The sequence below is a fragment of the Phenylobacterium sp. LjRoot97 genome (genome assembly GCF_964254345.1).
Classification (GTDB): domain Bacteria; phylum Pseudomonadota; class Alphaproteobacteria; order Caulobacterales; family Caulobacteraceae; genus Phenylobacterium.
The window spans coordinates 656,369-675,117 of the sequence record NZ_CAXUTH020000001.1 but is presented as its reverse complement, the minus strand read 5'-3'; the positions used below and the strand labels follow the sequence as shown (position 1 = coordinate 675,117).

Genomic DNA, 18,749 nt, shown 5'->3' with positions numbered 1-18,749 from the left:
CTCCCCATGACCACCCTCGTTTTCGTCGCTCTGGCCCGCAGCGCTCCGGCCGGCGGCTACAGCGCCAGCTTCCCGGACCTGCCTGGTCTCAGCGTCGAGGGCGCCGACATCGCCGCCCTGGTCGTCGCTGCCCGCGAGACGGTGCTGAAGGAGCTGCAGCGCCTGGCCGACGACGGCCATGACTGGCCCAAGCCGACCGCGCTCGAAGCCGTCACGGCCGAGCCCGGCGTGATCCCGTTCCTGGTCGACGTCTCGGTCGAGGACACCCCGGTGCGGGTGAACATCTCGATCGGCGAGCGGCTGCTTAAGCGCATCGACCAGGCCGCCGAGACTCGCGGCATGAGCCGCTCGGGCTTCATCGCCGCGTCCGCGCGCACCGCCCTGGGAGAAAAGATCGGCGCCGGCACCGGCGCCGACTTCGACGCCATCGCCCGCAAGCTGCAGGACGAATGGTCGGTGCTCGGCCGCAAGATCACCGACAGCCTCGGCCCGGACTCGGCCTTCAATCGCAGCGTCAACGACTTCGACGCCAAGCTGACCGAGACCATCCGCAAGACCGCCGACAACATCTCGGCGGCCATGGCGCGCCGCAAGGAAGCCGAAGCTCGCAAGGACGAGGCCCCGGAAGCCAAGAGCCAACCCGCCGACGCGGCGATCTAGTCCAGCATGGCGGCGGGCACGATCGCGACCACGACGTCGCGGGACGAACTGAAGCTGCGCGAACTCAAGCGCATGCAGGCCATCGCCACCGGATTACTGGTGGCGATGGCGATCGTCTTCGTGGCCGCCAGCCGCGCCGACGACCATTGGCCCTGGCTGGCCTATGTCCGCGCCTTCGCCGAGGCCGCGATGGTCGGGGCCTGCGCCGACTGGTTCGCGGTGACCGCGATCTTCCGCCGTCCGCTCGGCCTGCCGATCCCGCACACCGGCATCATCCCGCGCAACAAGGACCGCATCGGCGAGGCGCTCGGCGGCTTCATCGCCGACAACTTCCTGACCGTGGACGTGCTCGACAGCCGCCTGAAGCAGATCGAGGTCGCCCGCTGGGGCGGCGAATGGCTGCGCCAGCCGCGCCACGCGCGGCGGCTGGCCCGCCGGCTCTCGGGTCTGGTCCCGACCATCCTGAAGGTGCTGCCCCGCGACATGCTACGCGAGACCGCCGGCTCGGCCGCGGTCGCCGCCATCCGCGCCGTACCAGCCGCGCCCACCGCCTCGAAGCTGCTGGCCGCGTTCTGGAACGAGGGTCGCTCGCAAGCCGCCTTCGACTGGGGCCTCGACAAGTTGGCGGCCTATCTCGAGGACAACGAGACGACCATCCAGGAAAAGGTCGAGGCCAAATCCTGGAAGTGGATGCCGAAGTTCATCGACAAGATGATCGCCCAGAAGGTCACTACCGGTCTTGGCGAACTGCTCGTCGAGATGCGCGAGCCCGACCACCCCTGGCGCCGGGAGCTGAAGGCCTGGATCGAAAGCTTCATCGACCGGCTGGCCCATGATCCCGATTTGATCGCCAAGGGCGAAGACCTGAAGGCCAAGCTGCTGGCCGACCCGGCCCTGCGCGAACAGGCCGCCGGCGTCTGGCGCGAGATCGAGCAGCGCCTTGCCGACGGCGACGGCGCCGGCCTGACCGAGCGCCTGGAACAGATGCTGACCGCACTCGGCGAATGGCTGCACACCGAGGAGACCGCCCAGGCGCGGCTCAACGAGTGGGCCCGGATCCTGGCCCGCCAGGTCATCGCCCCGCGTCGCCACGAGATCGGCGGCTTCGTCGCCCAGGTGGTGGCCAGCTGGGACACCAAGGGCGTGGTCGACAAGCTGGAACTGCAGGTCGGCAAGGACCTCCAGTACATCCGCGTCAACGGCACGCTTGTAGGCGGGCTGGTGGGTCTGGCGATCTTTTCTGCGAGCCGCGCCTTCGGACTCTAGTAGCGCCATTCTCCGGCCCGCGCTTAGATGCGGCGAGCAGGCGGAGAACGCGACATGGCCCAGTTCAAGGTGACCCCTCTGACCCCGACCATCGGGGCGTTGATCGAAGGCGTCGACCTCGCGCAGCCGGTCAGCGACGACCTGCTGCACGCGATCCGCCAAGCGCTCCTCGAGCACCAGGTGGTGTTCTTCGAGGACCAGCACATCACCCCGGCCCAGCATCGCGACTTCGCCGCGCGGTTCGGGGCGCTGCACACCCACCCGCTCTATCCGGGAGTGCCGGAGGCGCCGGAGCTGTTCATCCTGGACAACCACAAGGACAACCCGACCGACAACGACAGCTGGCACACCGACGTGACGTTCATCGAGACGCCGCCGATGGCCTCGATCCTCTATGCCAAGCTGCTGCCGCCGTCTGGCGGCGACACCATCTGGTCGAACTCCAAGGCCGCCTACGAGGCGCTGTCGCCGGCCTTCCGCGAATTCCTGTCAGGGCTGGATGCGGTGCACGACTTCGCGCGCGGCTTCCCGACCCGCGGGATCGTCGCCAAGGGCGCCGGCGAGGACAAGCACGCCAAGGCCGTCGCCGAGCATCCGCCGGTGCTGCACCCGGTGATCCGCACCCATCCGGAGACCGGCGAGGACGGCTTGTTCGTCAATTTCGGCTTCACGGACCGGATCAAGGGCCTGCGCCGCAAGGAGAGCGACGCGATCCTGAACATGCTGTTCGAGCACATCCAGAAGCCGGAGTTCCTGGTCCGCTGGCGCTGGAGCCCGAACGCCATCGCCTTCTGGGACAACCGCGTGACCCAGCACTATGCGGTCAACGACTACCTGCCCCATCGCCGGATCATGAACCGCGCCACGGTGCTGGGCGACCGCCCCTATCACCGCTCGCGGCTGCCGACCGGGGTGAAGGCGGCGGCCGAGTAGGGCCTAGCGCCAGTCCAGCAGGCCAAGCTTGCACATCCAGACAATGGACATGCCCAGCTGCTGCTGACGACCGGACGGGAACGGCGCGACCAGGTCGCGCACGCTCAGCTCGCCCTCGGCGATCAGCCGCCCCAGCATGACGGCGTTGTCCTGCGGCGAGGCGCGCCAATTGCCGGCGAAGTGGTCGAGCCGGATGTTCTGTGTGCGCTCCAGATCGGCGAGGGTCACGCCCGGCCGCGCCGACACGCGGGTGCCGGGCGCCAGCACCTGGGTCGCGAACCGCGCGAAGGCGCCGAACGGTTCGGTCTTGGTCGGATTGCGCTTGTACTTGAGCTCTTCGGGCTGGGCGGCCAGGCGGATCGCCTCGAGCTGAGCGAGAAGTTCCTGCAAGCCGGCGACGACAACCTGCCAGTCGAAGGTCTCGCGGATGCGCCGACGGCCGGCCTCGCGCATCTTCGCGCGCAGCTCCGGCGAGGCGATCAGCTCGCCGATCCGCGCCGCCGCGTCGCCGACATTGATCGCCGTGTGCTGGGCCACCGCGCCGACATAGGACTGGTAGGTCATACCCATGTGCAGGTGGCGGTTGACCATCCCCTGGCCCGCGCCCACCGGCCCGCCCAGCGAGCGCACCAGGAAGCCGTCGATCCCGTCGCGCACCGTGAAGCGGTAGCCGTCCCAGTCGCTGGCCACGACCGGCATGCCCGCAGCCATCGCCTCCAGCGGGGTGATCCCGAAGGTCTCCTGGATGTTGTCGACCAGCGACAGGAAGATGTCCCCGGCCGCCCACATGGCGCCGACCAGCCCCGCGTCGTTGCCGTTCAGGTAGTGGACGGCGACCGAAGGCGCATAGGCCTGGGCCGCCTCCTCGTACATGGCGCGATGGTCTTCCGGATTGGGGAACCAGCCGACCAGAGCGAAGTGCACCTTCGCGCCCGTCGCCTTGGCCGCCTCCTCGGCGGCGCGGAACATCGGCTGCGGGAAGGCCTTCTCGAAGAACGACAGCCGCCCGACCCACATGACCACGACGTCGTCGGGCCCGACGCCCATCTGCTCGCGGGTCACGGCGCGCACGTCCGGTCGGTCGGCCAGGGCGGCGAAGGCCGAGCCCTCGACCCCCAGCGGCAGCAGCGGCAAGTGCGGGCGAATCTGCTTGGTTCCGCCGTAGCGGTCGGCCAGATAGCCGGTCCACTCGTCGAACATCTCGACCAGCGATTCCTGCACCACCGGTGAGGTGCAGATCAGCGCGTCCCATGGCTGCATCGGCGCCACGGCGGACTTGGCGATCATCTCGCGCATCGCCAGCGGCGCCAGGGTGTGGACCATGCCGACGAGGCTGTAGGTGTTCTCCAGGCCCACCTGCCGGCGCAGCCACGCTATGTCGGTCAGCTCCGGCACCCCGCGCACCAGCGCCCCGGCCGCGGTCGGCGGCCCCTGGTCGAGCAGGTGGGTGGTGGCGACCTGCGCACGCACCGCTTCACCGGGGACCAGCCCCGCGACGAGGTCGGCGGGCGCCACCTGGGCGCCGGTCAGGAAGTCGATCCGATCGACGTCGGCATAGCGCAGCACCGCCTTGAACAGCTCGACGTTGGCGACGTCCTTGCCGAACGGATTGTGCTTCGGCCGCACGCCGGCGGACGGATGATAGAGCGCGATGCTGCGTGCCAAGGCGGCCTTCCCCAGTTCGAAGTCGCCGTCCGTGCCGCGGCCCCTGCCCGTGCTCTCGCACAGCCGCCGCGCCGAGCCAAGCGGCCTAGGGGTCGCTGCGCCGGAAGGTCGTCACCAGCACGTCGCGATAGGCCGGGCGGCTCGGATCGACCGGCTCGATCGCGGTCACTCCGTGGAACACCCTGTGGTCGTCGATGAACACCGCGTCCAGCGGCTCCAGCAGGGTGAAGCTGCCCAGGGCCGCGCCGGCGGGATCGAAGATGTCGGTGACCCCGGCCGCGACGTTCTCGCGCGCCACCAGCATGACCAGCACCCAGTCGACGCCGTCGCGATGCGCGCCCTCCGGCGTCGGCCGCCCGGCCTCGCCGGCCCGCGCCTCGATGCGGAACTGGTGCATCTCGGTCCGCCAGGGAAACCCGGCGTCCGGCCCCGCGGCGGCTGAGAACACGTCCAACGAGGCCTCGATGATCCGCTCCGTCAGCGGCAGGTCGAGAACCGCGGGCGTGATCGGCTCGAACCACCGCTCCACCCCGCCGTTCAGGCGGTTGTAGTCGAGGCTCTGAAAATGAGGCTGATGGGGCAGCCGCTCGACGCGGCCCGGCCGCGCCTCCAGCGTCGCGTAGCGCCGCCGCCGGTAGCGGCCGCCGTCGGCCATGTACTCGTCCACCGCCAGGTCGTCCCAGCTCGCCGCGTAGGCGTCCCAGTCGGCCAGCGGCGCCGCGCGCAGCAATTGGCGCATCTGCGGCCCGCGCACCCGCGCGAACCCGTCCCTGGCCACCTGCGATCTCAGATCATCGAGCAACGGCGCATCCCCTTCGGCGCACCGCAGCTATGCCGTTCACAGCGACATTCAAGCCCGCACACCCCGCAAGCGAAGGAGCAGGCTACGCCGCGGCGGAAAAGCCCGCCGACGATGGTGATTTCATTTCAGGAAGAAGTGGCGCGCCCGGAACGATTCGAACGTCCGACCCTCAGATTCGTAGGCTCTTGCGGATTATTGATTTTGTTGAACTTTCCGGCAAACCGGGGGTTCAGGGCCACATTGAAAGTCCACGCCTATTTGGAACGTCTGCAAACCGCCTGAGCTGCTCAAGGGCCGGCGCAGGAGCCCTTCCGGCGTGAGCAGGCTTCTCAATCCCCGACGCTTCAACGCCGAAAAGTTCGCCTGGCAGCACCAGGTCCTAGCGGATGTAGAGCTGAGCGCGTTCTCGAAGGTGCTTGGCGCATTCCTGACCCACTATCTCGACCCGGAGAAGGGCGGCAGCTGGGCTTCGCAGCAGTTTCTCGCGACACACCTAGGCGTCGATGTCCGAACCATCCGTCGCGCGACCAGCGAGCTTGTGGCGCATGGGCACATCGCGCTGGAAGTCTCGCGCGGACGCGGAAACGCGAACGTCTGCCGGGCGCTATTGAAAGGCTTGGAGTCCATCGAAGCAATCGCTCCCGAACCCGTAACAACTTTGCCCCGCGTTTCCAGACGAGTTAAGGCGGCGGAACACCGGACAGCTCCGTCCGGAGATCGATCGCAAAACCGGGCAAATGGCGCGCGAAAACCGGACACCGCTGCCCGCCCAATCCTTTCTGAACCCGAATCCCCCCTAGTCCCCCCCACTGGGCCAGTCGCCGCATGGCACCGCCAACGCCGGCAATCCTCCGATGTCCGCCACCGCCCTCATAGGCAGCATTCTCAGGTGCCCTGGGCAGCTGAATGCACGACATTTCCCAACACAGAGGTGAGAGCGGCAGTCGTGCGAGCCATGGGTGAAGGTGGAGCGAGAAGCTACCTAGATCCAGCTACTTGGAGTGAAGCGGACCGAACCATCGTCTGTCAGCTAGGCATTGCTAGCGATGCGCTGCGCTCACGCGCAGGCAAAGAACTGGGTACTCTTGGCGTGGCGATCATCCGCTCGCCGGGAAGCGGAGCTTTGAGCCGAGCAGCACCCTCGGCGGCGTCCTGATGAGATCGTGACGCGATGTGGCCCAACAGATATCGATACGCCTCAGGAGTTGTTAATTCCGAGGGGGACTACCGATGGTCACACAACCTGAAGCGCTTGCGCTCCTGCGTCAGGCCACGAACGGCGAAGCGGTCGAATTCATGCCGGGCCAGTGGGAGGCCATCGACCGCCTTGCCAATCATCGAAGCAAGGTCCTGCTCGTGCAGCGCACGGGTTGGGGAAAGAGCATGGTCTACTTCCTGACTACTCGTATCCTGCGAGATGCGGGTTCGGGGCCGACTTTAATTCTATCGCCGCTGCTGGCGCTCATGCGTAACCAAGTTGAGGCTGCCCGCGCGCTCGGCCTCCGCGCCGAAACCATCAACGCAACCAACGCCGCGCAGTGGGACGAGATTATCGCGCGCGTCACCGCTGATGAGGTCGATTTGCTTCTGGTTTCGCCGGAGCGGCTTTCCAACGAGACCTTCATGCAGGAATGCCTCCTGCCAATCGCCGAGCGAATCCACTTTTTGGCGGTGGATGAGGCGCACTGCATCTCCGATTGGGGCCACGATTTCCGACCCGACTATCAGCGGATAGACCGTATTCTACGCCGTCTTCCCGACAATGTGGCCGTGCTGGCCACGACGGCGACAGCTAACGATCGGGTAGTCGCCGATGTGCAGGCGCAGCTTGGCGATGGCACGCTACTGCTCAGGGGGCCCCTCGCCCGCGCAAGCCTACGACTCCAGGCGACGTCGTCGCCGAACCGCGCGGGGCGTTTAGCTTGGCTGGCAGAGGCGATCCCTCAACTTCCCGGCAGCGGCATCGTCTACACACTGACAATCCGAGACGCCGAGCGTGTGACGGCCTGGCTGCTCGAGAACGGTATCGCCGCTCGCGCCTATCACGGCCAGGTAACCGAAGCTGACGAAGACGGCCGAGAGCAGCCCGGGCGGGAGGAACTTGAGAACCTACTACTTCGCAATGAGATTAAGGCGCTCGTGGCCACCAATGCGTTGGGCATGGGCTTCGACAAGCGTGACCTTGGATTTGTAGTCCATTTCCAGGCGCCACAGTCGATTGTCCACTACTATCAACAGGTCGGCCGCGCCGGACGCGGGATCGACGACGCTGTGGGTATCCTTCTCGGCGGCGATGAGGACGACGAGATCAACACCTTCTTCATCGAAAGCGCGTTCCCACCTCGACGCGAGATCAACGCGATCCTCAAGGCGCTGGATGAGGCCGATGACGGCGTGACCGTCAACCACCTCATGGAGGCAGTAAACCTGCGGAAGGGACAGATCGAAAAGGTCCTAAAGCTCCTGGCGGTGGCAAACGCGGCACCGGTGATCAAGCAGGGAGCGCGTTGGTACCGCACAGCAAACCCGTTCCAGCTCGATGAGGAAAAGATCGCGCGCCTGCAGGCTCAAAGACGGGCGGAGGCCGATGAAGTCCATACCTACCTTGAGGCCGACGGCTGCCTTATGGAGTTCCTCACGCGCGCGCTCGATGATCCAGAGTCGGGTCCGTGCGGCAAGTGCGCGAACTGCTTGGGCGGGCCGATTGTCGAGGTATCGCCGGGGAGGAAAGCTATTGCGAAGGCTGCGCGGTTCATCCGCCAGAGCGAGGTCCCGCTGGCCCCACGCAAGCGATGGCAAGCTGACGCGTTCCCGACGTACGGCTTTAAGGGCAATATTCCACTGGCTTTGCGATGCGAACCTGGCAAGGCGTTGGCGCTTTGGCGGGACGCTGGCTGGGGCGAATTAATCGAAGGCGGCAAGGCGGAGGGACGTTTCTCGGACGAACTCGTCGAAGCCTGCGCTGAAATGGTCGAGATGCGTTGGGGACCGGAGCCGACTCCGACGTGGGTTACCTGCGTTCCCTCTTTGCGTAGCGTAGACCTTGTGCCGGACTTTAGCGCTAGGCTGGCGTCACGACTGGGCCTGACTTTTGTGCCAGCCGTTGAGAAGGTCGGTGACACCGAGCGGCAGAGAAATATGATGAACAGCTATCAGCAGGCGAATAACCTCGACGGTGCCTTTGCAGTCCGCGAGGATCTCGTCCAAGACGGGCCCGTGCTGTTGATTGATGACATCGCCGACTCTCAATGGTCTCTGACCGTGATTGGCGCATTGCTGCGCAAGGCTGGGAGCGGACCCGTGCATCCGTGCGTTCTGGCCTTGGCATCTGGCTCGAGCGGCTAGCGGCATGGATAGACTTCCTGCAGACACCCAGGCGACCCTGCTTCTCGTCAGTCGCCTTGGAGGGTCCGGCACAAAGCCGTTGACCACCGCTGAGTACAATCGACTGGCAAAGGACCTGCACCAGAAAGGTCAGCGTCCGGCCGATCTCATTAAGGGTTCACGCGCCGACTATGTCATCGACGCGAGGCGCTTGGACGGGCTGCTATCACGGGGCGCAGCGCTGAGCCTAGCCATGGAGCGCTGGGAGCAGGCCGGCATTCGCGTCGTCGGCCGCAGCGAACCGAGTTATCCTGGACACTTTAAGTCAAAGCTCCGAAGCGCGGCCAGGCCCCTGATCTTCTATGGGGGCGACCTCGCGCTTCTCGACCGCGAAGCGATTTGCGTTGTTGGCTCGCGAGAACCTACGGACGACGGGCTGAGTTTTGCCGGACGGCTCGGCGCGGCATGCGCTGACCAGGGCTTTGTCGTGGTGTCGGGCGATGCGCGTGGCGTGGATCGAGAAGCCATGAGCGCTTCCCTGGCGGCCGGTGGACACGCTATCGGCGTACTTGCGGAAGGCCTTTCAGACGCAGTGCTAGTGAAGCGCAACCGCATTCCCATGCTTCAGGGTCGCTTGTTACTTCTGAGCCCCTACGATCCCGACGCTCGCTTCACCGTTGGACACGCAATGGAGCGCAATCGGTATCTCTATGCCTTGGCTCAGACGGCCGTGATCGTGGACAGCGATACCTCCGGTGGCACTTGGTCAGGCGCCATTGAGAACCTCAAGCAAAATTGGACTCCCGCGCTGGTGCGAACCGGCGGAAACACAAGGGCCGGTAACCCGAAGCTGGCTGAGCTCGGAATACTGCCCATCGACAACAGTGCCGGGCCATCGTTGACCATCCGCGACCTCATAGACAGAGCGGCAAATCACAGAGCGGCGCGGTCACCAGAGCTTCCCTTTGAGCCTCCCTTTCGAGTCAGGCCTCAGGACAGCGAAGACGCGGACGAACTCTTTGAGATTTTCCTCCTGCGTCTTCGCAAGTTTCTCCATCAACAGCCCCGCTCCGAGGCCGAGATCGCAGCCCATTTCAAGCTAGAAGCTATGCAGGTGGAACGGTGGCTTGAAACGGCACGGCGCGCCCACGGGCTGGTGCGCTCCAGTGACAACCAAGTCTGGACGGACGGTAGTCGCGCCGCGTAGCGTTTGCTCTCCCCCCTGACAACCTAGGCGTCAGGGAGCGCAGAAGTTGTCGCGTAAGCCCCACCGGTTGCCCGCGCGACGGCGAGCTACGCCTCTTCCTCGTTCGCCCCAGCCTTTCGCCGCAGCGCACCGTAGAGATCGCCCGGTCCAAGAAGTATCTTCAGCAGCTCTTCGCGGATGCGTTCCGAGGCAAGAACCTGCCGGCTCATCGACGTGAAGGCATCATCGCTGTCCATCGCGGCGTCGAGCAGTTGGCTCTGCAGCGTGGGCGAGTTGCTGAACTGCGCCCGCGTGTTGGCCATGGCCTGCTCTTGCAGCTCCTCGGACGCCAGCATGTGGCCCTTCAGGAAGCCGTTGACGTAGTGCAGCTGGTCATCGTCGGAGAGCTGCCCTTCGAAGAGGTCGTTGACGCGGGCGATGATCTCGTTGAGCAGCGCCTTGTCTTTTTCCTGCAGGCTCCCCGAGCCTGTCTCGGACATGCCCGGCAGCTTGGGAGCGTCGCCGCTGCCATAGAGCAAGTCGCGTTTGGCCTCGGCCTTCAGGCTGTGGTGGGTCAGCTTCACGCCCGACAGGTCGATTCCCTCGCGCTCACGGCCGAACTCCAGCAGCGGCAGCAGGCGACGGTAGAAGATCGCGCGCTTCTCGATCTCGGTGTTTCCGTAGTCGAGGATCTGGCTGAGGAAGCTGTAGAGCCGTTGGAAGGTGCCGATGTCGCCCTTGAACAGCGTCAAGCTGTCCATGTGGTCCTTGGCGTCGTTCTTCGCGCGCTCGTCGCCTTGGGCGTCGGCGATCGTGAAGGCCTGATTGGCGGCGTTGAAGGCGTGGACGATGCGGCTGGCCACTGGCTCGATAGCCGCGATCAGGTCGGATTGGCGCGCCATTGGGTTCAGTTCGACCTTCACCACCCTCTCGACCTCGAAGTCGTCGTAGTGGCCGCTGCCGTCCAGCTTGGCGCGCAGATCGTAGATCAGGTTCGGATCCGTGGCGCTCTCCAGCTCCGCCGTCTCGTAGTAGGTGCGGAACGCCGCCAAGATCTCATCCGAGCTGTTGACGAAGTCGAGGACGTAGGTGGTGTCCTTGCCCGGATGGGCTCGGTTCAGGCGAGAGAGGGTCTGCACCGCCTGGATGCCCGCCAGCCGCCGGTCGACATACATCCCGCAAAGCAGCGGCTGGTCGAACCCGGTCTGGAACTTGTTGGCCACCAGCAGCAGGTGGAAGGACTCGCCCTTGAAGGCGTCGCGGATGTCGCGGCCGTTCAGGCCCGGATTGAGTACGGGGCTCGTCTCGCTGACCTCGCCTAGGTCCTTGTCGTTGACCTCCCCGGAGAAGGCCACCAGCGTGCCCAGCGGGTAGCCCTGCTCCTTGATGTAGCGCTGGATCGCCACCTGCCAGCGCACCGCCTCGGCGCGGCTGCCCAGCACCACCATTGCCTTGGCCTTGCCGTCCAGCAGCGGCATCACGTTCTCGCGGTAGTGCTCGACGACAATCTGGACCTTCTGGCTGATGTTGTGCGGGTGCAGGCGCACCCAGCGCATGATCTCCTTTTGAGCCTTGCTGCGCTCGACCTCCTTCTCGTCGAGATCACGCCCCTCATGGGCCAGCCGGAACGCCAGCTTGTAGGGGGTGTAGTTGCGCAGCACGTCGAGGATGAAGCCTTCCTCGATGGCCTGGCGCATCGAGTAGACGTGGAAGGGCTCAGGCAGGTTGGTGTCGCCGACGGGGCGGTCGGGATGAGGCGGACGTCCAAACAGCTCCATCGTCTTGCCCTTGGGCGTGGCGGTGAACGCGACATAGGTGATGCCCTTGTCGCTGGCGGCCCGGCCCGCCATCTGGGCGGCCAGGACGTCCTCGTTGCTGACCTCGCCGCCGTCGGCCAGTTCCGCCGCCTCTTCCGCCGAGAGCATCTGCTTGAGCTTGGCGGCGGCCTCGCCGGTCTGGCTGGAGTGGGCCTCGTCGGCGATCACGGCGAAGGCCTTGCCCTCGGTGGCCGCCAGTTCGCGCACGGCCTCCAGCGCGAAGGGGAAGGTCTGGATCGTGCAGACGATCACCTTCTTGCCGGCCGCCAGGGCCTCGGCCAGTTGGCCGCTCTTGGAGCCGCCCTCGTTCTTGATCGTCGCCACCACGCCGGCGATACGCTGGAAGTCGAACAGCGCCTCCTGGAGTTGGGTGTCGATGACGTTGCGGTCCGACACCACGATCACACTGGAGAACAGCTTGTCGTCCTTGGAGTCGTGCAGCTCCGACAGCAGGTGCGCTGCCCAGGCGATGGAGTTGGTCTTGCCCGACCCGGCCGAGTGCTGGATCAGGAAGCGCCCGCCAGGCCCTTCTTCCAGCACCTTGGCGGCCAGCTTCCGGGTGGCGTCCAGTTGGTGATAGCGCGGGAAGATCACGCCGGTGATCTGCTTCTTGGCGTCCCGCCGGGTCACCATGTAGCGGCCCAGGATCTCCAGCCAGCTGTCGCGCTGCCAGACCTCTTCCCAGAGATAGGCCGTGGCATGACCAAGCTTGTTTGGCTCGTTGCCCTTGCCGCCTTTGTTGCCCCTGTTGAACGGCAGGAAGAAGGTGTCGCGGCCTTGCAGCTTGGTGGTCATGGCCACTTCGGCATTGCTGACAGCGAAGTGCACCAGCGCCCCGCCGGGGAAGCTGAGCAGCGGCTCGGCCGCATGCCCCTTGGGCCGCGGATCGCGATCGAAGCGGTATTGGTCGATGGCGTCCTGCAGGATCTGGGTGAAGTCGGTCTTCAGCTCCACGGTCGCGACCGGCACGCCGTTCAGATAGAGCACCAAGTCGAAGCAGTTCTCGTTGGTGGTCGAGTAGCGCACCTGCCGCGCCACCCGCAGGCGGTTGGCCTGATAGCGGCGGGTGATCTCGGGGTTCATGCCCATGGCCGGCTTGAACTGCGCCAAGTCCAGCCGCCGGCGCAGCCCCACCACGTCGAGCCCGCCGCGCAGCACGTCCAGCACGCCCCGGTCGTCGAGCGACTTGCGAACCCGGTCGGCCAGCACCTCGGCGGCGGCCGGGCCGTGGGTCTTGCTCAGGGCCTCCCAGGCCTCGGGCTGGCTGTCCCGCACCCAGGCGACCAGATCCTCGACGAACAGCGCCCGTGTTCGGTCATGCCGCGCGCCCGCGCCGGGCTCGTAGATCCAGCCGTTCGCGCCGAGATGGTCGACGACATCATCCTCGAAGCGGATCTCCTTGTGCAGGCTCATACGGTTTCGCTGCCTTTGAGGCGCGCCGCCTCCCAATCCTTGTAACTCTGGCCGTTGTCGTTCACCCACGAGATGGCGCCGTTGGTCGAGCGGCCAGCAATGACCGCCGCAGCCGCGCTGGGCGAAGTGAAGGCATAGTCCGAGGCGAACACGTTGCGGTCACCTTCCTCCCGAAGGACGCCAGATCTCACCAACTCCCCGTGAAGCGGAGTGTAGGTGGTTGGCACCCCTTCCCAGCGTTTGCGGGCTGTCGAGCCGGCCTCAACGATGAACTCGCCGTTCTCAAGCCGGGCGGTGGCGCTCAAGCCGTGGCGCTTCACTTCGAAGTGGAAGAGCGGAGGCGGGGGGACAACGAGCGGCATCGCCAAGACAACAGCAGCGGCCGCCGCGCGCGGAGCCCTTGCACGCTGGATGAAGGTGTCCACCCGCACGGCCGGCAAGACGATCAGCAGGTTCTCCAGGAACGCCTCCATCTTGGAGACGTCGGCCTCGCTGAGTGTGGGCCGCGCCGGATTGGTGCCGTTGTCCAGCGGAGTGCGGCCAACACCCTTGGCGTCCTCGATAAGCCGGGCCTCCAGATAGCGGACATGAGCCTTGTTCAACTTGTTGCCCGCCGTTGTCACAAGGACGGCGGTTGTCCACCAGTCCTTCCCGACATCGTGGCTCTTGATCCTCGCCGAGATGTCTTCCCCTTCGCCGACATAGAGCAGCGGCTCTCCCTCTCGCTCGCCGAGGAGCAGGTAGACACCAGCGTAACCGGCTTCCGTGCGGCTTAGCGCCTGACTCAGCTGGGTGCGGGGCGTCATCAGCACATGCCCGGTCCAGTTGAACATCTCGGCGGTCAACATCCCATCGGGGCGTCCGTCGATGTAGTAGAGCTCAAGCGAGCGGCCGGCGGCGGGTGAGATCATGCGGCGTCGGCTTCCTTGGTGAGCACGGCGACATCCCGCACGTCGATTTTGCCGGTCACAGCGGCGGAGATCAGAGCGGCGCGGCGCTCTTGGAGGAGCGCGATGGCGGACTCAGCTTCGCCAATCAGGGGATCAAAAATACTCAGCGCCTCTTCGATTGCGTTAGCGATCCCATACTGTTCGTCCATGGACGGGCACGGGCAACGCAGGTTGCCGAGCGCATCGGCAGAAAGGCCAGGCTGTGCCGCTGCGACCGAATACTGACCGAGGTTCATCGTTCGCAACAACTCGCCGAACCATCGCGTGCTGAAGGCTTGTAGAGGATGAGCAACGATGGCGTGTTCCGAAGCCCAAAATGTCCCCTGCGCGTAGTTGATGTTTCCGCACAGAGCACCTTGCCTGCCAATCAAGACGAAGTCGCCATCGTGCGTGTAACGTTCGCTAAAACCTCGCAATCCGTTGCCGCCATATACGGGAAATGAGCCAGTCGCCTCGATGTCGGTTGAAGTAATCGCTTCCCCGCTCTGTAAACGAGCGAGTCGCTTAATCGGCACCACCTCCCAGTGCGCCGGAACCTGGCCGAGCCACTCGACGCCGGAGTCCTTCATCGGGGCGGAAAGATCGAGGCCCTTGGTGACGGCGTGGAAGATGACTGCCTGCCGCTTCTCCTTCAGCAGTTCGATCAGCCGCCGCTGCGCCTCCACTAGCGCGTCGATCTTGGCGGTCTCCCGGTCGAGGAACGCAGCGATCGCAATCTGATCAGGAAGCGGCGGCAGCGGCAGTGGAAATCGGTTCAGATCATCTTGGAAGAGATGGGGCACGCCCATGCCGCCCTTCAGCTGATCTATCCGCGACCGGACAAAGCTTGATTGAAAATAGAAGAAGAGAAACAGGCCATAGCAAGTCGCATCTGGCGTTATGACGGCGAGCGAACTGTTCACCGTTGCGGGACGAGGTAGAGACCTAACAATGTTGACGGTGCCAAGGGTCGAGCCATCTTTCGCCAGAAGGATGTCTCCCGGCGCGATCTTGATTTCAGGCGACTCGTCGTAGCGCTCCAACGTGATGCGGTTCGCGCCATCGAAATCAATTTCTCGGTTCTTGATGTCCGGCGTCGCCAACAGCGGATACCCGTCTTCGACATACTCGTCGGCTTTGAGTCCTTTCCACCCTAGCCGGGCTCGCACCCACGACTCGTAGCCGAGACGCGACAATCCCCAATGGGTAGGGATTGGACCGAGACCATCTACGTGAATGTCGCTGTAGCGCTCGTAAGCCGGAAAGCTCATGCCGCCAGCCCTTCGAGCATCGCCTTAATCTTGTCGGTGACCTCGCGCAGGTCGGCGTCGATCTCGGCGAGGTCACGCGGCGGTTCGAAGACGTAGAAGTGGCGATTGAAGGGGATCTCGTAGCCAGTCTTGGTCTTGTCCTCGTCAATCCAGGCGTCGGGGGCGTGCGGCAGCACCTCACGGGCGAAGTAGGCGTCGACATCCTCGATCAAGGGCACGTTCTCGGTGTCGCGGCGGGCGCTGTCGGCGACGGGCTTGCCCTTGTTCTTGCCCTTCTGCCCGATCACCGGCGCGCCGACTTCGTCGAGCAGCGGACGCTCGACGGTAATGGTGCGGTAGCCAAAGGTCTCGTTGGAGAAGATCCGCGACAGAGGTGCCAACTTGACCTTGCCGCCCTCGGGCGCGGCGGGCGGGATCTCGCCGGCCCGCACCACGACCTTGCCGGTCTCCTTGCCGCTCGCGTCGACCACCGTGGCGATTTGGGCCTCAACGAAGTCGCCGAACAGCTTGGTGACCAGGGCGATGTCATCCTCGCCCATCTCCTTACGCTTGGAGCCCAGAGACTTGCGCATCTTCTGCCAGAAGCCGCTGGCGTCGATCAGCTGCAGCTGGCCGTTGCGCGCCGCCGGCTTGCGGTTGGAGACGATCCAGACATAGGTGGCGATGCCGGTGTTGTAGAACATGTCGGTCGGCAGGGCGACGATCGCCTCGACCAAGTCGTTCTCCAGCAGATAGCGGCGGATCTCGCTCTCGCCGCTGCCGGCCCCCCCGGTGAACAGGGGCGAGCCGTTGAGGACGATGCCGAACCGGCTACCGCCTTCCTGGGCTGGCCGCATCTTCGACAACAGGTGGAGCAGGAAGAGCAGCGAGCCATCCGAGAGGCGCGGCAGGCCGGGGCCAAAGCGGCCGGCGAAGCCCTGCTGCTCATGCTCGGCGCGTACAACCTTCTCGACCTTCTTCCACTCCACTCCGAACGGCGGGTTGGACAGCATGTAGTCGAACTTGCGGCCCTGGTGACCATCGTCGGACAGGGTGTTGCCGGCGACGATGGCGCCGACGTCCTGCCCCTTGATCAGCATGTCGGCCTTGCAGATGGCGTAGGACTCGTCGTTCAGTTCCTGGCCGAACATGGTCAGCCGCGCGCCGGGATTGTGTTCGGACAGGCGCTCCTCGGCGACCGACAGCATGCCGCCTGTACCGGCCGTCGGGTCGTAGATGGTGCGGACCACGCCGGGCTTGGACAGGGCGTCGTCGTCCTCGACGAACAGGAGGCTGACCATCAATCCGATGACCTCGCGGGGCGTGAAGTGCTCCCCGGCGGTCTCGTTGGACAGCTCGGCAAACTTCCGGATCAGCTCCTCGAAGGCCAAGCCCATTTGGTGGTTGTCGACCGCCTCCGGGTGCAGGTCGATGCGGGCGAACTTCTCGGTGACCTGGTAGAGCAGGCCCGCCTTGGCCAGCTTGTCGGCCTGAGTGAAGAACTCGAAGCGCTCGAAGATGTCGCGCACGGCCGGAGAGAAGGCCTGGATGTAGGCGTAAAGGTTGGCGGCGATGTGGTCGGCGTCGCCGACCAGCCGACCCATGTCGAGCTTTGAGGTGTTGTAGAAGCTCTGCTTGGCGGCCCGCAGCAGGTACGGCTCGGGATTGACGCCCGCCGCCTCGCGCTTGGCCAGTTCCTCCAGCACCGCCGGCTTGGTGGCTTCCAGCACGCAGTCCAGCCGTCGCAGCACTGTGAACGGCAGGATGACCTTGCCATAGTCGGACTGCTTGTAGTCCCCGCGAAGCAGGTCGGCGACGGACCAGATGAAAGCCGACAACGATTGATGGTTCATACGCACGTCCCCCGAACTCGCGGGGATAGCACATCAGCGTGCGCGTGCAGGCAAGCTGATCATACGCGCTCGCGCGCTGGACGGGCGCGGGCGCTCTCATCCAACACCCAGGGCTGCCGGAGAAGTAGCGAGGCAGTGAGAATCCAGCCACGCTTCCAGAATGCGAGCGAGAACAAGTGAAAATAAGTGCGAACGAGTGAGAACGAGTGAGAATAAGCGGAAATAAGCGGAAATAAGCGGAAATAAATTGGCGGCCGCGTCGATTTCCACTCAATTTCACTTAATATCACAGAATGAGAGGCAAGATATGTAATGTAGGCCCACAAGCGGCCCCACATTACCGTCCTTAATCGCCGCCTGCGGCGCTCTACGGCTCGCCTCTGCGAGGCGTACGACGGCTTCCACCGCAAATCGGTCTCCGTCCGACATTGGACCAAGGCTCGACGGATAGCAGACGGCGTTGCCTTACTGGGGCGAAGCACTGGCCCAACCTTCTGGCGCTGGGCGAGCCTCGGGATGCGCACCCATCGGCCTCTCGTCGCGATCTAGCTGCCTGTGGTCGCGTACAAAACGCTAGACCGTCTATAATGGAGGGATCGAGCCTGAAGGCACCCCAATGACCATGATCGAGCTTGCAAAGAACGCCGCCCTCGTCTTGAGCGTCGCCTCAGTACCAGTCGCCCTGTATTTTGCGCTGTTGGAATTTGCACGGCGGGATGAAGAACGACGAGCAGCGCAAACGCCGCTTCCTAGGGACGCGCGATCAACTGCGGGACCAGCCGCCAAGACGACGCCGCCGTTGGCTTGAGCAACCTGGCGACTGGAGCACCGCACCGCCAAGCTGAGCAGCACAAACGCGAGCCCGGCCTCGTTCACGGAGTGGGACGGGCCTATTCTCGCTTCTTTATCTCGCTTGCCACGTAGGATCGCCCTTCGCTTAGCCACCAGGCTGAAACAGCGCGAACAGGAAAACGCCAGACGTCAGCGCGTGCGGGATCTCCGAGGTCTACATTCTCCTCGCAGAACGTCCGCAGCCTCCGAGCCACATTGCTGAAGACGACACCTTGGCTCCCAGCATAGCCCGCTGCGCGCACGATCTCAGTCGATGAGATGAGAGCGGCGGCGGGATAGTCCACGAGCGTCGCGGCCGGCGGGGAATCCAACAATCCAGGAATGTCACGAACTACGCCACTTAGGCTAACGACAGCTCCGAGCCCCACAAAGGGCCTCAACGAGTCAATATGGCGACCAATGTCTTCGTAGGTCTCAGGACGGAACGTCTCTGTCCACTCCGGCCCCCTCTGCAACCTATGAGCAGAGAATCTCCTCTTGATGGAGGCCTCGACCTTCCTCGCGTCGAATTTGTCCAAGCCCTTCACGATGTAACTCTTCGAAAGATCTCGAATGAACCCGATACCAGGCCTGCGAGATCTCGTATCCTGACTGGTTCCAATCTTTACCAATCCGCTCACTTGGTCGACGACTACGTAGAGATCCACGGTCAACTCCTCCCCGTCGCGGCTATCTGCGCAGGCCGCCTCTGCAAACAAGCAGCCCCCCCCCCCGCCGGCTCTCATTTGAAATATTTGCGGATGGCGTTGCGCGATCCATTTGCACTTGTTACGAATGGAAATGGCTTGGCTCTCCACCC

The 18,749-nt window shown here is 64.7% G+C and carries 12 protein-coding genes and 1 pseudogene; 6 read left to right on the top strand and 7 right to left on the bottom strand.

What is annotated here, in order from left to right:
• Positions 1 to 6: 6 nt before the first annotated feature.
• The 3 genes from ACSQ2H_RS03280 to tauD are packed head-to-tail and all read left to right on the top strand — an operon-like array spanning position 7 to position 2,859.
• Positions 7 to 660, top strand: coding sequence for a type II toxin-antitoxin system HicB family antitoxin (locus tag ACSQ2H_RS03280; RefSeq protein ID WP_436060024.1), 654 nt, complete (start codon positions 7 to 9; stop codon positions 658 to 660).
• A 6-nt stretch (positions 661 to 666) separates the two neighbouring features.
• The gene (locus tag ACSQ2H_RS03275) at positions 667 to 1,926 is read left to right on the top strand and encodes a DUF445 domain-containing protein (RefSeq protein WP_436060023.1); all 1,260 of its coding nucleotides are present in this window, start codon (positions 667 to 669) and stop codon (positions 1,924 to 1,926) included.
• A gap of 54 nt (positions 1,927 to 1,980) precedes the next feature.
• A complete protein-coding gene (tauD, locus tag ACSQ2H_RS03270; RefSeq protein WP_436060022.1) occupies positions 1,981 to 2,859 on the top strand; it encodes a taurine dioxygenase in 879 nt (292 codons plus the stop codon).
• A 3-nt stretch (positions 2,860 to 2,862) separates the two neighbouring features.
• On the opposite strand, the gene ACSQ2H_RS03265 is transcribed toward tauD, so the two are convergent.
• Both ACSQ2H_RS03265 and ACSQ2H_RS03260 read right to left on the bottom strand, forming a co-directional pair.
• Positions 2,863 to 4,524: a glycosyltransferase family 4 protein gene (locus ACSQ2H_RS03265; RefSeq protein ID WP_436060021.1), complete on the bottom strand. Its 1,662-nt coding sequence runs from the start codon at positions 4,522 to 4,524 to the stop codon at positions 2,863 to 2,865.
• Between the two features lie 85 nt (positions 4,525 to 4,609).
• The gene (locus tag ACSQ2H_RS03260; RefSeq protein ID WP_436063543.1) at positions 4,610 to 5,263 is read right to left on the bottom strand and encodes a 2OG-Fe dioxygenase family protein; all 654 of its coding nucleotides are present in this window, start codon (positions 5,261 to 5,263) and stop codon (positions 4,610 to 4,612) included.
• A 379-nt stretch (positions 5,264 to 5,642) separates the two neighbouring features.
• Here ACSQ2H_RS03260 and ACSQ2H_RS03255 point away from each other — a divergent pair, with 379 nt between their 5' ends.
• The 3 genes from ACSQ2H_RS03255 to ACSQ2H_RS03245 all read left to right on the top strand — a co-directional run bounded on the left by ACSQ2H_RS03255 (position 5,643) and on the right by ACSQ2H_RS03245 (position 9,857).
• A complete protein-coding gene (locus ACSQ2H_RS03255; protein WP_436060020.1) occupies positions 5,643 to 6,482 on the top strand; it encodes a helix-turn-helix domain-containing protein in 840 nt (279 codons plus the stop codon).
• A gap of 74 nt (positions 6,483 to 6,556) precedes the next feature.
• Positions 6,557 to 8,671, top strand: coding sequence for a RecQ family ATP-dependent DNA helicase (locus ACSQ2H_RS03250; RefSeq protein ID WP_436060019.1), 2,115 nt, complete (start codon positions 6,557 to 6,559; stop codon positions 8,669 to 8,671).
• Between the two features lie 79 nt (positions 8,672 to 8,750).
• Positions 8,751 to 9,857 carry a DNA-processing protein DprA gene (locus ACSQ2H_RS03245; RefSeq protein ID WP_436060018.1) on the top strand — a complete coding sequence of 369 codons (1,107 nt, stop codon included), beginning with the start codon at positions 8,751 to 8,753 and terminating at the stop codon, positions 9,855 to 9,857.
• 371 nt (positions 9,858 to 10,228) lie between these two features.
• On the opposite strand, the pseudogene ACSQ2H_RS03240 reads toward ACSQ2H_RS03245, so the two are convergent.
• The 5 genes and pseudogenes from ACSQ2H_RS03240 to ACSQ2H_RS03220 all read right to left on the bottom strand — a co-directional run.
• A pseudogene (locus tag ACSQ2H_RS03240) lies at positions 10,229 to 13,066 on the bottom strand (type I restriction endonuclease subunit R); the annotation flags it as partial.
• A complete protein-coding gene (locus ACSQ2H_RS03235) occupies positions 13,063 to 13,977 on the bottom strand; it encodes a GIY-YIG nuclease family protein (RefSeq protein ID WP_436060017.1) in 915 nt (304 codons plus the stop codon). The pseudogene ACSQ2H_RS03240 and the gene ACSQ2H_RS03235, both read right to left, overlap by 4 nt.
• Positions 13,974 to 15,266 carry a restriction endonuclease subunit S gene (locus tag ACSQ2H_RS03230; RefSeq protein ID WP_436060016.1) on the bottom strand — a complete coding sequence of 431 codons (1,293 nt, stop codon included), beginning with the start codon at positions 15,264 to 15,266 and terminating at the stop codon, positions 13,974 to 13,976. Before ACSQ2H_RS03230 ends, ACSQ2H_RS03235 begins: the two co-directional genes overlap by 4 nt.
• Complete coding sequence (locus ACSQ2H_RS03225; protein WP_436060015.1) at positions 15,263 to 17,098, bottom strand: type I restriction-modification system subunit M; 1,836 nt, start codon at positions 17,096 to 17,098, stop codon at positions 15,263 to 15,265. Before ACSQ2H_RS03225 ends, ACSQ2H_RS03230 begins: the two co-directional genes overlap by 4 nt.
• A gap of 890 nt (positions 17,099 to 17,988) precedes the next feature.
• Complete coding sequence (locus tag ACSQ2H_RS03220) at positions 17,989 to 18,597, bottom strand: GIY-YIG nuclease family protein (RefSeq protein ID WP_436060014.1); 609 nt, start codon at positions 18,595 to 18,597, stop codon at positions 17,989 to 17,991.
• Between the last annotated feature and the right edge of the window lie 152 nt (positions 18,598 to 18,749).